The organism is Brucella pseudogrignonensis (genome assembly GCF_002252525.1).
In the GTDB taxonomy this organism is placed as follows: domain Bacteria; phylum Pseudomonadota; class Alphaproteobacteria; order Rhizobiales; family Rhizobiaceae; genus Brucella; species Brucella pseudogrignonensis.
Map to the genome: position 1 here is coordinate 59955 of NZ_NNRM01000020.1, position 13703 is coordinate 73657.

A 13703-nucleotide genomic window follows, 5' to 3' on the forward strand; every position below is an offset into this window, starting at 1 on the left:
GCTGTAGACACTAGCTTCAATAAACATTCATTAAGAGCCGTCAGGAGTTGAATTGCAACCGTTTCGTCTTGTCTTCGTGACATCGCTTGTTCCGCATGCAGTCGCCTCAACAGGTTATGAAGTCGCGAATGCCGCGGTTATTGATGGGCTTCGCCGTGCTGGCGCGCATGTGACCGTTCTGGGCTTTACATGGCCGGGCCACAAGGCTGCGGAAGACAAGGACACAATTGTACTTGGCGAAGTCGAAGTCCGCACTGAAGGTGCGGGCATCAAGCGCAAGATCGGATGGGTGCTTAAATCTTTCCTGACCGGCCTCACAGTTTCCTCGGCAAAGTTACGGGTGATCCCGGCAATCGAATTGCACAATGCGATCACCGAACTTGGTGAATTCGATGCTTACGTGCTCAATGGCGTTACTCTACCAGGCGCATTTGAAGGAATTTTTAAGGACAAGCCGTCGCTTTTCGTTGCCCACAACGTCGAGTATCGCTCGGCAGAGGAAAACGCGGCCGATGCCAAAGGCAAGGTTCAGAAATTTCTGTTTGGCCGCGAGGCGCGCATTCTCAAAAAGTTAGAAAACCGGCTTTGCAAACAGGCGAGCTTTGTCTTCACTTTTGCGGAAGATGACGGCCCGGCGCTGGACCTCAACAACGACAAGTTTGCGACCCTGCCCCTCGTAATGCCCGGCAATAGCCAGACCGTAAAGCCAGAAGCAACCAAATATGATCTTACGCTGATCGGCACATGGACATGGCATCCGAACCGCATTGGCCTTGAATGGTTCCTGCGTGAGGTAAAGCCGCTTCTGCCAAAGGATGTCTCAATCGCCATCGCCGGAAACACGCCGGCTGATCTGATTGCAGCATGGCCAGGCGTGAATTTTCTCGGCAAAGTGCCGGATGCCACAGCCTTTGTCGAAAGCGGCAAGCTGATACCGCTTATCAGCCGTGCTGGCACAGGCGTACAGCTTAAAACCATAGAGACATTCGAGTTGGGCAAGCCAAGTGTCGCGACCGCGCATTCTGTTCGCGGCATTGGCAATATTCCAGCGAACTGCACAATCGCCGACAAGCCTGCAGAATTTGCCGCAGCCATCGTGGAACGTCTCAAAGCGATCAACGAAGGTGACGATCAAAGACTTGATGGCAAAGCCTTCAAACAGGCACAAATCGCAGGCATGGACAGCGCTATCGCCCGAGGCTTAAAGAAACTTCAGGACGTTACAGGAAAAGCAGACTGAATATGACGAATAGTTCATCCGAAAAACTCGAATATCGAAATATTCTCGGCATCAAAGTTGTCTGTTTCGACTGGGACAGTTCATTCGCTTATTTTGAGAAGCGGATCGAAAACCATGAATTCATGAAGCAGGGCTGGTTGAATGCCAACAATGCCAATATTGCGCATGAAGACCCGGCCTATATGGCAGCGCTTAAAGATTATCTGATCCTGCCTGATGGTATTGGCGTCGATATCGCAAGCAAGGTCGCCTACGGTGAAAAATTCCCGGCCAATCTCAACGGCACGGACTTCATTCCCGGCCTGATGCAGCACATCAAGCGGCCGATGAAAGTGGCGCTTCTGGGGGGCGGTCCCGGCGTTGCTGCAGATGCAGCGCACCTGTTCAAGAGGCAAATCCCGCAGCACGATTTCCGCGTAATCTCCGACGGCTATTTCAAGCCCGCCGATATCGACGGTATTCTGGCTCAACTTAAAGAGTATCACCCGGATATTCTGCTGGTCGCCATGGGCGTTCCCCGGCAGGAAATGTTCATCGACAAGCATATCACGGCAGAACATTGCACCATTGCGAGCGCTGTGGGTGCCTTGTTCGACCTGCATACGGGCCGCGTACAGCGTGCGCCCCATTGGGTCCGCACAGTCAAGATGGAGTGGGTGCATCGTCTGCTGCAGGAACCACGCCGTCTTGCGAAACGCTACCTCGTTGGCAATCCGGTTTTCCTCTGGCGCGTGGCGAAGGAAAAGCTCTCAGGGGGTAAGCCTTGAAGACAGCAATTGTTACCGCCAGCTGGGATCAGGACTTTGAGCGCTGCAAGCTCTTATGCGAAACCATGGACAAACATGTCACCGGTTTCACCAAGCATTACATTCTTGTCGACAGCAAGGATGTAGCCCTCTTCCGGCAGATTGAGAGTGCAAACCGCATCGTGATCGATGAGCGTGATTTGCTGCCTTCCTGGATTCGCCCATTTCCTGACCCGACCTATCTCGGTCGCCGCCGTGTCTGGCTTTCTTTCAAAACCAAGCCATTGCGCGGCTGGCATGTACAGCAGTTGCGTCGCATTGCGTTGGCCAGCAAGGTGGAAGAAGACGGTCTCCTCTATACTGATTCAGACACCGCTTTTGTGAAGCCCTTTGATTGCAACACACTCTGGCAGGGCGATAAGTTGCGCCTGTTCTATCGGCCCAATGCACTTGCCAATCCCGAATGGCCGGAGCATCCGGTCTGGGCGGAAAATGCCGGAAAACTGCTTGGCGTTAAAAATGGCAAAAGCGCGCTGAATGATTATATCGGCCAGCTTGTTTCCTGGCGCAGAGATTCAGTCGTCGGCATGTGCGAGCGGATCGAAAAGCACACCGGTCAGCATTGGGTTGCCGCAATCGGCAATGTCCGCCGCTTCTCGGAATGCTTCATCTACGGCCATTATGTCGATGATGTTCTGGAAGGCGCAGGCCATTTCCACGATACCCACGATCTCTGCCGTATGCAGTGGTTTGCACCACCGCCGAGCGAAGAAGAATTCCGTACCTTCATTGCCGAGATGGAACCGCATCAGGTTGCCATTGGTATGCAGTCATTCCTGAGCCTGTCAGTGAATGATATTCGCCGGATCATCGGCGCGTGATCTAGAGCATTTCCTGTTTTGATTGAGTTATTGGAAATGCTCTATCCATTTGTTTCTACGCGCATCTTTTTCCGAAAACCGCTTCGCACTTTTCGGGATGCGCTCTAGTGGATTCAGAAGAATAAAGCCCGGAGCACCAAACTCCGGGCTTTTTTATACCCGCTTTGCAGGCAGTCTCATGCTGGTATAGGTGAAAACCAGCGAGAGGATGTAGATGCCGGCAAAGACGAAGTTAAGCCCGGCAATCCAGTCGTTGTTGTCGCCGTGATAAAGCAGCAGAAGCCAGACGAACAAGGCCTTGGCCGCAGTCATCAGCACCATGCTTATAGTGCGCAGGCCAGACTGACCGCGCGCATAAAGAATTTCTGTCTGATACTCGATGAGATTGCGGAAACCCGGCACCAGCAAAACCAGCGGCAGAAGACCGACAATCGGCGCCACGCTTGCACCGAGTGCTGTCGGGAAGAACTGCAGGAAGATCACCATCGCGCCAAGGCCAGCAACCGACACGGCAAAAACCGCAAATTCCAGCCCTGCCCTGATGCGCAGCGACGCCAGCATATTCGGATTGCGCATGAGCTTTTGCACCAGCATCATATTAAACGAACGGATCGGCAGTGCCGTCAGGTCCACAAGGCGCATAATGATCGCATAGATACCCGCCGTGGTCGGCCCGCCAATACTCAGAACCAGAAGCTTGTCGAGTTCGCTCTGGATATAGAACAACAATTCCGCCCCCATCACGGCGATGGAATCGGAAACGCGTCTTAAATAAAGGCGCGGCTCAAAACGCAGTTTCACTTTCGGATAGAAGCGCAACGCGAAAAGCAATGCCACCGCATTGGCAGCCAGATACCACCATGCCCAATGGGCGACATCATGGTGAGCTGCCAGAAACATGAACAGCACGGCAGCAATGGCACGTGTGGTCGTGCCAAAAATCACCAGAAGCGCTGAGATGCCGAAGCGGCGCAGACCATTATTGACGATGATGATCATTTCCGTCGAGCGCCAAAACAACGCTTCGGCAACCACCACCACAGCAAAGGGCAGGAATGAAATATCCCGGCTGAAGAAGATGAAATAGACGATCCAGGAACAGAGCGCGAAAAGCGGCAGCGACAACAGCACCGCCACCAGATAGCCCGCGGTATAGGTTCCCAACAGCAAAGGCTTGACGGTCGAGATGCGATAAAGCGGCGAGCTGAACCCAAGCGAGACCAGACGCGAAAGCACCACACCTGTTCCGGATGCAGTAGCAAAAATACCGAAGTCACCTGTCGGCAAGGTGTTTGCAAGTGCAATGAAATAAAGAAGCGAAACCACCAGCCGTCCGGCGGAACCCGAAAACAGCGAGAAATAATCCCGCACCATGCCGCCTCGGCTACCCAATAATTTCTGGACTGCTTTCGCGATCACCCAAGGGCCTCGTCTTTATATTACCTGTTGCTTGTTTAGTCGTACATGCCGACCGTAAATCGATACTTAGCGAAAAAGACTTAATTAAAAAGCACTAACGCGAATATCGCGATGCAAATTAACCATTTGTTCTCCATAAAAAACCTATAGTCCGATGCGAGTAAGCGATATTTCGGGGTACGGACATCTTTGACGATGAGCGGTGACGACAAGCGCAACAAAGGAAGAGAAGAAAAGCCTCTTCTGGCATTTTCAGACGCGCCCGAGACGAGCCGCGAAGAATCTGACGCGTCCAAAAACGAATCTCAGACCATTGCGCCGCCATGGACACCCCCTGCAACGCCTGAAGAACGAGCAGAGCTTTTCCGCTCACAGCAGGCAAACAAAGCAGCAGAAGAGAAAGAAGTTTCCGAGCTTCGCAGTCGCATGGCCGCGATCAAGGCCGAGCTTGAGCGCAAGATTGCCGAGCGTGAAGCGCGTGAAAAGTCACCGAAAGATGCGCTGCCACAGCCTTCTGAACCAGTACAGGAAGCCGCCGCTGGTGAAACTGCGCTGCCTGCCCGACGTGATGCACCGGACAATGAATGGAAACCGCTGATTGATCCGCGCGTTGCGATCGAAGTGGTGAAGGGTTCTCGTCGCTTGCTACTGGCCACGACCTTGCTCGGCGGCATTGTGGCTACGCTTTATGCGCTGACCATTCCGCAGATGTTTGTGGCCTCCACCGATATTCTCGTCGATCCGCGTAATGTGCGGTCTGTTGGCACCGAGCTCACCCCGGGACAATTACCGACCGACGCCTCTTTGGCCATCGCTGAAAGTCAGGCACGCCTGCTCGATTCGAGCAGCGTGCTTCTCAAAGTAATTGATAAAGCAGATCTCACCAAAGACCCCGAGTTTAACGGTAGTTTTGTACCTACGGGCGTCGCCGGTTTCTTCGCGCAGCTGAAAACCATGTTCCGGCCGAAAACGGCCAGTGACGGTCAGGCGCTTGAAACCCGCGTTCTCTACAATCTCTATGATAGTCTGACCATCGGTCGAGATGCCAAGACCTTCATCTATTCGATTTCGGTCAAGACGCGAAATGCCGAGAAATCGGCTGAAATCGCCAATCTTATTGGTTCCGTTTTCCAGACAGAGCTTGATTCGCTTCAGTCAGATGTGGCTCGCCGCAATGCGGACGAACTTTCAAAGCGTCTCTCCGATATGCGGGGCAATGTCGAGAATGCGGAGAAGGCAGCTGCAGATTATCGCGCTTCGCGTGATCTGGTTGATGTCGATGGCAAGCTTATCAGTGACAATGATCTGTCGCGCCTCAACGATCAGCTGACCAATCAGCGCGCGGAAACCATGCGGCTTCAGGCGCGGGTACAGGTGCTTAGCGATGCCAATACCGGCAGCGTGATCTCCGGCACCCTGCCGGAAGATTTGCGTTCCAACACGCTGACAGCCTTGCGCGCGCAATATGCGCTGGCGAGCCAGAACGCCAATGGTGCGTCCACCCAGCTTGGCCCACGCCATCCGCAATTCATTCAGCTTCAATCGCAGAAGCAGACTGTTCTCAATGATATTGATGCGGAACTGCGTCGCATTCGCGCTTCATTGCAGGTCGAAGTTGCGCGTTCCGTGCAGCAAGAGAAAGATCTGAGCGCCCGTCTTGCGCAGCTCAAGTCACAGCAGGCCAACAGCAACAATGATCGCGTGAAGCTGCGCGAGCTGGAGCGCGAAGCAACGACGTTGCGTTCAGTCTATGAAGCATTCCTCCTGCGCTCGCGTGAAACGAGTGAACAGGAAGGCATCACGACCACCAATGTTCGTGTGATTTCGGAAGCACGTCCGCCGCTTGATCCGGCCGGATCGACACGCAAGCTGATTGTAATTGCAGGGCTGATTGCGGGCTTTATGCTGGGTCTGGCAATAACAGCCGTCCGCAACTTCGGACGGCTGGTGCGTATCAGTTAAGATCGCGAGATCTTGCGTCCGCTGGCACGCAGAATTCCCTGCGCGCCATCGAGATGACCGACCTTTAGCTCCAGCGCCAGAAACCGACGCTTTTCAAACGGGCCGGGCATGGCAAGTTCACCGGTCTTCTCGGCAGTAAAGCCGAAACGGCTGTAATATTCCGGATCACCGACCAGCAGAATAGCGCCATGACCAAGCCGCTTTGCCTCGGCAATTGCGTGCTGCATCAAGGCCGAACCGATACCGCGACCGGCAGTTGATGGATCGACTGCAAGCGGGCCGAGCAACAGAGCTGAAACCGGAAAGCCGAACGCATCCAGACCGGTATGGACATTCCACAACCGAACAGTGCCCGCCAGCATTCCATGGTCATCAATCGCCGAAAAAGCCAGACCTTCCGCGGGCAGACGACCACGGCGCAGTTTCTCCGACGATTTCCTGCGACGGCCTTCGCCCATCGCGCGATCAAGCAGAGCTTCACGCGCAATGATGTGTTCAATTGCTTCACCCGCGATGGTGAAAGCGGGCACAAAAAGCGGCGAAAGGCCGGCTACGGTATTTTCCTGAATTTCCAGATTTGCGTTCATGACATCGCACCCTAAAAATGGGCAGCCGCACATCCTGCCCAACACTTTTCAGCGCCGGGCAGATTGAGAGGATCGGTCGGACTTATAACGGTATGATCTAATCCGAAAACCGGCTCCCACTTTTCGGGATCATACCTAACCCGACCGCTTAGATGACGTAGGATCGGAGTGGTTCGAAGCCGTTGAACGCCACCGCCGAATAGGTGGTGGTGTAGGCGCCTGTGCCTTCGATGAGAACTTCATCACCGATGGTCAGCGAAACCGGCAGCGGATACGGCGTCTTTTCATAAAGAACATCCGCACTGTCGCAGGTTGGGCCAGCCAGCACGCAAGGTTCGGTTTCGCCACCATCATGTGGAGTCACGATCTGGTAGCGGATCGCCTCGTCCATGGTTTCGGCCAGACCGCCGAATTTGCCGATGTCGAGATAGACCCAACGAACATTGTCGTTGTCCGACTTGCGCGAAACCAGAACCACTTCGGTCTTGATCACGCCTGCATTGCCAACCATGCCGCGGCCCGGCTCAATGATGGTTTCCGGAATGCGATTGCCGAAATGCTTCGACAGCGCATCGAAGATCGCCATGCCGTAAGCCTGTGCGGTCGGTACATCCTTGAGGTAGCGGGTTGGGAAACCGCCGCCCATGTTGACCATGCGAAGGACGATGCCTTCGTCAGCCAGCGTGCGGAATACCGATGCAGCATCGCTAAGAGCGCGATCCCATGCGGTGAGGTCCGTCTGCTGCGAGCCGACGTGGAACGACACACCGTAGGAGTCGAGGCCGAGCGACTTTGCATGACGCAGCACGTCGATAGCCATGGCAGGCACGCAACCGAACTTGCGCGACAGAGGCCATTCAGCGCCTTCACCATCGGTCAGAACGCGGCAGAACACGCGGCTGCCGGGAGCTGCGCGCGCAACCTTTTCGACTTCTTCAACGCAATCAACGGCAAAGAGGCGGATGCCCAGCTCGAAAGCGCGCGCAACATCGCGCTCCTTCTTGATGGTGTTGCCATAAGAGATGCGGTTTGGCGTTGCGCCGGCTTCCAGTGCCATTTCGATTTCGGCAACCGATGCCGTATCGAAGCACGAGCCAAGCGATGCAAGAAGACGCAGGACTTCAGGTGCAGGATTTGCCTTCACAGCATAGAAAATGCGCGAGTAAGGCAATGCCTTTTCAAAATTCTGATAGTTTTCGCGCACGACGTCAGTGTCCACGACGAGGCAAGGGCCATCTGGGCGGCGGGTGTTGAGGAAGTCAATAATACGCTGAGTTGCCATGGTCGTTCTCCCGCGCGGCTTGATTGGCCGCATCTAGAGCGCAATCCTTTTCGGAATTGCGCAGAAAAAACACTTAGGGAATCAGACCGGGTCCCCCATGGACCCGAAAATTCTCTAAGAGACAAAGTAAGCATAAGCGCATCCGCGGTGAGGCCAGCCTTTGGAGGTGCTGAGGTCACGCGAAAACTCATGCGGCGATGGAACAACGCTAAACCCGCGTTACTCCGCTTTGTCTGCCTTGGATTGGAATTGGAGAACCGCATCCGCACTTCTGGCAATGAAGGTGTGCCTCTTCAGTAATTCCGGCTTTTGGACAGCCGAAAGACACTAGAAAGGCCCGCACCGTCGTTGCTTCAAGATGTCCTTGATCTGGCGGTTGGCCTACAGATCAACTGGAGCGGTTAGGTCCAGGTACCGTACCGAATTCCTCACCATTCGAGGATCGGCGGACACCCACAGGCACGTGCGACTTTGGGCAAGGGCGATATAATCCCAAACATGTGTTCATTCAATGACAAATCAGGGCCGAGCGAAAATAATTTTTAGGGGGCTCAACGCATTCACTGTGCTTGCCATTGTTCAATATTAGTGAAACAATCTACCGTATAAATTTCTCTTTTCTTAACCATAAATGCTGATTTCGACAGCAAGTCGTGAACAATGACCAGCCTCGATTCCTTCAACGCCCTCATCACAAAAGCTGAAATCGCACCTGCACCTTCGGTCAATGGCGCTCTTCAGGGCGCAACTTTGGCAGTCAAAGACATTTATGATGTCGCAGGAATGAAAACAGGCTGCGGCAATCCGCAGATTTTGGCCGAATCAGTTGCAGCCGAAAAATCGGCACCCACCGTCGAGAAGCTGCTTGCGGCGGGTGCAACAGTGATCGGCAAAACGCAGACCGACGAACTGGCCTTCTCTTTGATGGGGCAGAATTCACATTTCCCCTACCCGATCAATCCCGCAGCGCCCGACCGCGTTACCGGTGGGTCTTCATCCGGGTCTGCCGCGTCGGTCGCCGGAAAAATCGCAGATATAGCGCTCGGCTCCGATACAGGCGGCTCAATCCGCGCGCCTGCCAGCTTCTGCGGGCTGATCGGCCTGCGTACCACACATGGGCGCATTCCGCTTGAAGGCATCATGCCGCTTGCGCCCTCGCTCGACACAATCGGCTGGTTTGCCCGCGACATCGCGCTTTATGAAAAGGTCGGGCAAGTTCTGCTCGGTGATGATGAGCAGAATTTCAGCTTCTCGCAGCTTCTTTATATGCCGCTTCTTGAGCATTTGCTGCTCGATCATCCTGAAACAGACAGCTATCGCGCCATGTTTGCGAAAGTGCGCCCGCATTTTGCAAGTCTTAAGGCTGCCAGCCAGTCAACCTTGTCAATCGACGAACTCTACCTCACCTTCCGCCAGATACAGGGCTGGGAAGCATGGAACACGCATGGCGCGTGGATTTCATCCGGTGATCGCAAGCTTGGCCCCGGCGTCGCGGACCGTTTTGCTTACGGCTCGGAAATCTCCGACGAAGCAGTAGCCCGGCATCGCATACGCCGTGCGCGTTTCACACAGGAATTGGAAACAATCATCGGTGACAACGCGGTTCTGGCACTGCCAACCGTACCGGGTGCAGCACCTTTCGCAAACGAACCATTCGAGAGCCTGCAAGCCTATCGTGAACAGGCTCTGCGGCTGCTTTGCCTTTCCGTGCTATCCGGCCTGCCACAGATTACTGTTCCACTGGGACAGGTTCACGGCGCGCCATTTGGCATCTCATTCATTGGCCCACGCGGCAGCGACCGGGCGCTTATTGCGCTTGGCCGAAACATTCTCGAAAAGCAGGACTAGACCATGGATACCCTCACACGTATGCGCGCATTCATCGACGTGGTCGAAGCGGAAGGTTTTTCGGCTGCGGCGCGAAAGATCGGACGCTCCAAGGCGCTGCTTTCCAAATATGTGCGTGAACTTGAAGACGAGCTTGGCGCCCGTCTTTTGAACCGCACCACGCGCCAGTTCTCGCTGACAGAAGCCGGACACACCTATTATCACCGCGCTGTAGAGATCATCCGCGAGATCGACGCGCTTCAGGATGCCGTCAGCGAAACAAGTTCAGACGCGCGCGGACGCATCAAGCTTTCAGCGCCGCGTACCTTTGCCGATGCGGTGATCGGGCAATCGCTGATCGATTTCTGTCTTGCCCATCCGGAAATCGTGCTCGACGTGCGGCTGGATGATCGTTTCGTTGATATGGTGGAAGAAGGCTTCGACCTTGCAATCCGCATCACGCGTTTGCAGGATTCCTCGCTCATTGCAAAAAGGCTGTCACCGTTCCATTCCGTTTTGTGCGGTGCGCCAGAGCTGATTGCGCGCGTTGGCAAGCCCGAACGCCCGGAAGATCTGCACGATAAGCCCTGCATCATCGACACCAATGCCCGCTCACGCAACAACTGGCATTTCCGCAATACCGACGGCTCGATGATGACGGTGACAGTCAATGGCCCCATCGAAGTCAACAGTCCGGTTGCGACCAAGACGGCCGCCATTGCCGGACTTGGATTTTGCTCGCTTCCAGCCTTTATTGCTGAAGAAGAGATTGAGCGCGGCAGGCTCATTCCCTGCCTCGATGAATTCATCGTAAGGGATGGCGGCATCTATGCGGTCTATCCGCATCGTCGCTATTTGCCAGCCAAAATCCGCGCTCTCGTCGACTTTCTGACCCAGTGGTTCAAGGAACGCGAAATGCAGGGCGACACAAAACTGTAAAAGATCACGGTATAAAAGGCGGCGCTTGCGTCACTTGTCCTACTTTTGCCGCCTTCACCCTTATGCCTTGCAGATGAATTCACGGAACCAGTATATGCTTGATTTGCGCTCATGGCTGAAAAGCCCCCTTGGCCTTGCCGTAACACTGGCGACAGTGTTTGCGCCTCTGGCCGCGAGTGCGCACCCGCATGTCTTTGCCGATGCAAGGCTTGAACTGACAATTGCACCGGACGGCACCGTGGAAAAACTCGCCCATATCTGGCGTTTTGATGATGTGTTTTCATCAACGGTTCTGATGGAGTTTGATAAGAATGGCGATTTGCAGCTCGATAAGAACGAGCTGATCGACCTTGGCCATGTCATCAACAGCTCCATCGCCGAGTTCAAATATTTCCAGACCGTGCTTGCCGATGGCAAGGATGTTAAAATGGCGCGTCCGAAAGATCTGGCAGCTGACTTCTCCGATAATCATCTGATGATCGTTTTCACCAGCAAGCCTGAAAAGCCGCTAAAGCTTGAACCGGGACACAAGGTCAGTTTCGGCGTTTACGATCCGACCTTTTATACGGCGATCGACTATGTGAGCGATAATGAGCTGGTCGTCAAAGGTCTGCCTGCAGGCTGCAAGTCTGAGGTCATTCGCCCTAATCCCGATGAAGCGCTTGCGCAAAATCAGGGAACCCTGACCGAAGCCTTTTTCAATGATCCGGCAGGCACAGACATGTCGAAGATTTTCGCCACGCGCCTTGAGATAGACTGCGAGAAAAAAGGATAATCAGCCTTATGAAGAAAACGGTCCGTTTCATTCTCACAGTCAGCCTCGTGATGATTGCCGCCCAGGCTTGGGCGCAATCATCTCTGGGCATCGGTGCCAATGAAGTCGCCATGAAACCGACCGGACCTTTTGCGCATATCATTCTCTGGATGAATGAACAGCAGCGCAACTTCTATCTCGCCATGACAACCGCGCTCAAAGCCATGCGGGAAGACCCATGGCAGGCATCCGTGCTTATCGGCCTTTCCTTTGTTTACGGCATCTTCCATGCCGCCGGCCCCGGCCATGGCAAGGCGGTCATTTCGTCTTACATGATCGCCAATGAAACGGCATTGAGACGCGGTATTTTCCTGTCTTTCGTCTCATCGCTGCTGCAGGCAATCATGGCGGTGTTTGTGGTGGGACTGGCCTGGCTTGTGCTGCGTGGCACCGGCATTTCGATGAACCAGACCGCTCGCTATATGGAAATTGCCAGCTTCGCGCTGGTGCTGTTCTTTGGCCTGTGGTTGCTTGCACGCAAATTGCCGCTTCTGTTCAAGAAGCGTGACAGTGCCGAGCCTTCCCCGACAAGCGCGCTTTTTGCAGCAGCGCCTCAAACGGCAATGGCCAGCGGTCCAGCCTGGCAGGGCAGCGTTTCACAAAGCACGCGTGCGCTCGGCACCACCAACACGGTCAAGCTCAACTACAAGCCTGCCAATGCCGCGGCCGATCACGTCTTCATCGGTGAGGGTGATATCTGTGCCGATTGCGGCAACGCCCATATTGCCGACCCATCTACGCTCGGCGACGACTTCAACTGGAAGACGGCATGGTCGGCGATTTTCTCTGTCGGCCTGCGCCCATGCTCCGGCGCGCTGATCGTGCTCACCTTCGCGCTTCTCAATGGTCTGATGGTTGGTGGCTTGCTCTCGGTCTTCGCGATGGCCTTTGGCACATTTCTGACCGTCGCATTTCTCGCTACCCTGGCCGTAACCGCCAAGAACACGGCATTGCGCTTTGCAGGCAGCAGCGCCATGTCCGGTCGCTTGAAAGCGGCGATTGAAGTAGGCGCAGCACTGTTTATTGCGTTGACCGGCGCCCTGCTGCTTAGTGCTGCACTCGTAGGTTAGTCCTTATTCTGGCGGCGCGAACGCAGCCAGAATATGCCAAAGAAGCTGAGTACGAAGAGTATCCCGAAAATAACCGCTGCGATGTGCGAGCGTTCGCCAAGCGCGATCATGATGGTTGGCAAATAATACGCAAGAACGCCAAAACCAACCAGGATAATGGCTGCGGCAATTGCCGGATTGCTCTTCTTCGGTTCAGCCGCCAATGCGAAAATCCTCTAATCTTCTGATCTGCTGACCGTCACTATCAAAGTTTGTCGGCGCAAGCCATGCCTGATAAGCTTGTTTCAGCGCTGGCCATTCGCTGTCGATGATTGAAAACCATGCGGTATCGCGGTTGTTGCCCTTTGTCACCATATGCTGGCGGAAAGTGCCTTCAAACTGGAAGCCGAAACGTTCCGCTGCGCGCTTGGACGGCGCGTTTTTATCATTGCACTTCCACTCATAGCGGCGATAGCCAAGCTCATCAAAAATATACTGCATGAACAGGAACTGCGCTTCGGTGGCAGCCGGTTTACGCGAGATGAGCGGTCCCCAATAGATGTTCCCGATCTCGATGGCACCATGAGCCGGATCAATACGCATCAAGGCCTGACGACCGGCAACCTTGCCGCTGGCCTTGTCGATGACCGCAAAGAATAGAGGATCTTCGCTGCCCGACACCTTTTCGAGCCACGGCTCAAACGCTTCGCGCGTTGCAGGCGGAACTTCGAACAGCCAGGTAAACCGCTGATCCGCATCCTCAACAGAAGAGGCCGCAAACAGCTCGTCACCGTGCCGGGCGGCATCCAGTGGTTCGAGCCTGACATACTGGCCTTCCAGCACTTTGTGTTCAGGCTTCGGGCGTGGTGTCCAATCTCGCAAATCAGTCATTTAATGCTCCCATCTAATAGAGACAGGAGCATAAAAGGTGGATTACGCAAACAGGAAAATTGTCAC

The 13703-nt window shown here is 54.5% G+C and carries 13 protein-coding genes; 8 read left to right on the forward strand and 5 right to left on the reverse strand.

The window, feature by feature from the left end:
- The first annotated feature begins 52 nt into the window (after positions 1-52).
- From CEV34_RS11375 to CEV34_RS11385, 3 genes are read left to right on the forward strand one after another with little or no spacing between them, the layout of a single operon-like run.
- Positions 53-1240, forward strand: coding sequence for a glycosyltransferase (locus tag CEV34_RS11375; RefSeq protein WP_007877101.1), 1188 nt, complete (start codon positions 53-55; stop codon positions 1238-1240).
- Positions 1241-1242: 2 nt separating this feature from the next.
- Positions 1243-2007, forward strand: a complete 765-nt coding sequence (locus CEV34_RS11380; protein ID WP_007877102.1) for a WecB/TagA/CpsF family glycosyltransferase — start codon at positions 1243-1245, stop codon at positions 2005-2007.
- Complete coding sequence (locus tag CEV34_RS11385) at positions 2004-2867, forward strand: DUF6492 family protein (protein ID WP_007877104.1); 864 nt, start codon at positions 2004-2006, stop codon at positions 2865-2867. Before CEV34_RS11380 ends, CEV34_RS11385 begins: the two co-directional genes overlap by 4 nt.
- Positions 2868-3020: 153 nt before the next feature.
- Here CEV34_RS11385 and CEV34_RS11390 read toward each other — a convergent pair whose 3' ends face one another.
- Positions 3021-4286: a lipopolysaccharide biosynthesis protein gene (locus CEV34_RS11390; RefSeq protein ID WP_007877105.1), complete on the reverse strand. Its 1266-nt coding sequence runs from the start codon at positions 4284-4286 to the stop codon at positions 3021-3023.
- A 195-nt stretch (positions 4287-4481) separates the two neighbouring features.
- Here CEV34_RS11390 and CEV34_RS11395 point away from each other — a divergent pair, with 195 nt between their 5' ends.
- Positions 4482-6248, forward strand: coding sequence for a GumC family protein (locus CEV34_RS11395; protein WP_007877106.1), 1767 nt, complete (start codon positions 4482-4484; stop codon positions 6246-6248).
- On the opposite strand, the gene CEV34_RS11400 is transcribed toward CEV34_RS11395, so the two are convergent.
- On the reverse strand, positions 6245-6835 hold the full coding sequence (locus CEV34_RS11400) for a GNAT family N-acetyltransferase (protein ID WP_094543637.1): 591 nt from the start codon (positions 6833-6835) through the stop codon (positions 6245-6247). The genes CEV34_RS11395 and CEV34_RS11400 overlap by 4 nt on opposite strands.
- A gap of 148 nt (positions 6836-6983) precedes the next feature.
- Positions 6984-8117, reverse strand: a complete 1134-nt coding sequence (gene odc2, locus CEV34_RS11405; RefSeq protein WP_007877108.1) for an ornithine/lysine decarboxylase — start codon at positions 8115-8117, stop codon at positions 6984-6986.
- Positions 8118-8777: 660 nt separating this feature from the next.
- On the opposite strand from odc2, the gene CEV34_RS11410 reads away from it, so the two are divergent.
- From CEV34_RS11410 to CEV34_RS11425, 4 genes are all read left to right on the forward strand, one after another.
- Positions 8778-9965, forward strand: a complete 1188-nt coding sequence (locus CEV34_RS11410) for an amidase (RefSeq protein WP_007877109.1) — start codon at positions 8778-8780, stop codon at positions 9963-9965.
- Positions 9966-9968: 3 nt separating this feature from the next.
- Positions 9969-10883 carry a LysR family transcriptional regulator gene (locus CEV34_RS11415; protein ID WP_007877110.1) on the forward strand — a complete coding sequence of 305 codons (915 nt, stop codon included), beginning with the start codon at positions 9969-9971 and terminating at the stop codon, positions 10881-10883.
- Positions 10884-10977: 94 nt separating this feature from the next.
- Positions 10978-11658: a DUF1007 family protein gene (locus tag CEV34_RS11420; protein ID WP_007877111.1), complete on the forward strand. Its 681-nt coding sequence runs from the start codon at positions 10978-10980 to the stop codon at positions 11656-11658.
- 8 nt (positions 11659-11666) lie between these two features.
- Complete coding sequence (locus CEV34_RS11425) at positions 11667-12767, forward strand: nickel/cobalt transporter (protein WP_007877113.1); 1101 nt, start codon at positions 11667-11669, stop codon at positions 12765-12767.
- Here the strand turns inward: CEV34_RS11425 and CEV34_RS11430 are convergent.
- Both CEV34_RS11430 and CEV34_RS11435 read right to left on the reverse strand, forming a co-directional pair.
- Positions 12764-12970: a hypothetical protein gene (locus CEV34_RS11430; RefSeq protein WP_007877114.1), complete on the reverse strand. Its 207-nt coding sequence runs from the start codon at positions 12968-12970 to the stop codon at positions 12764-12766. The two genes, CEV34_RS11425 and CEV34_RS11430, sit on opposite strands and share 4 nt — an antisense overlap.
- Positions 12960-13637, reverse strand: coding sequence for a GNAT family N-acetyltransferase (locus CEV34_RS11435; RefSeq protein WP_007877115.1), 678 nt, complete (start codon positions 13635-13637; stop codon positions 12960-12962). The genes CEV34_RS11430 and CEV34_RS11435 overlap by 11 nt, the downstream gene beginning before the upstream one ends.
- Positions 13638-13703 lie beyond the last annotated feature (66 nt).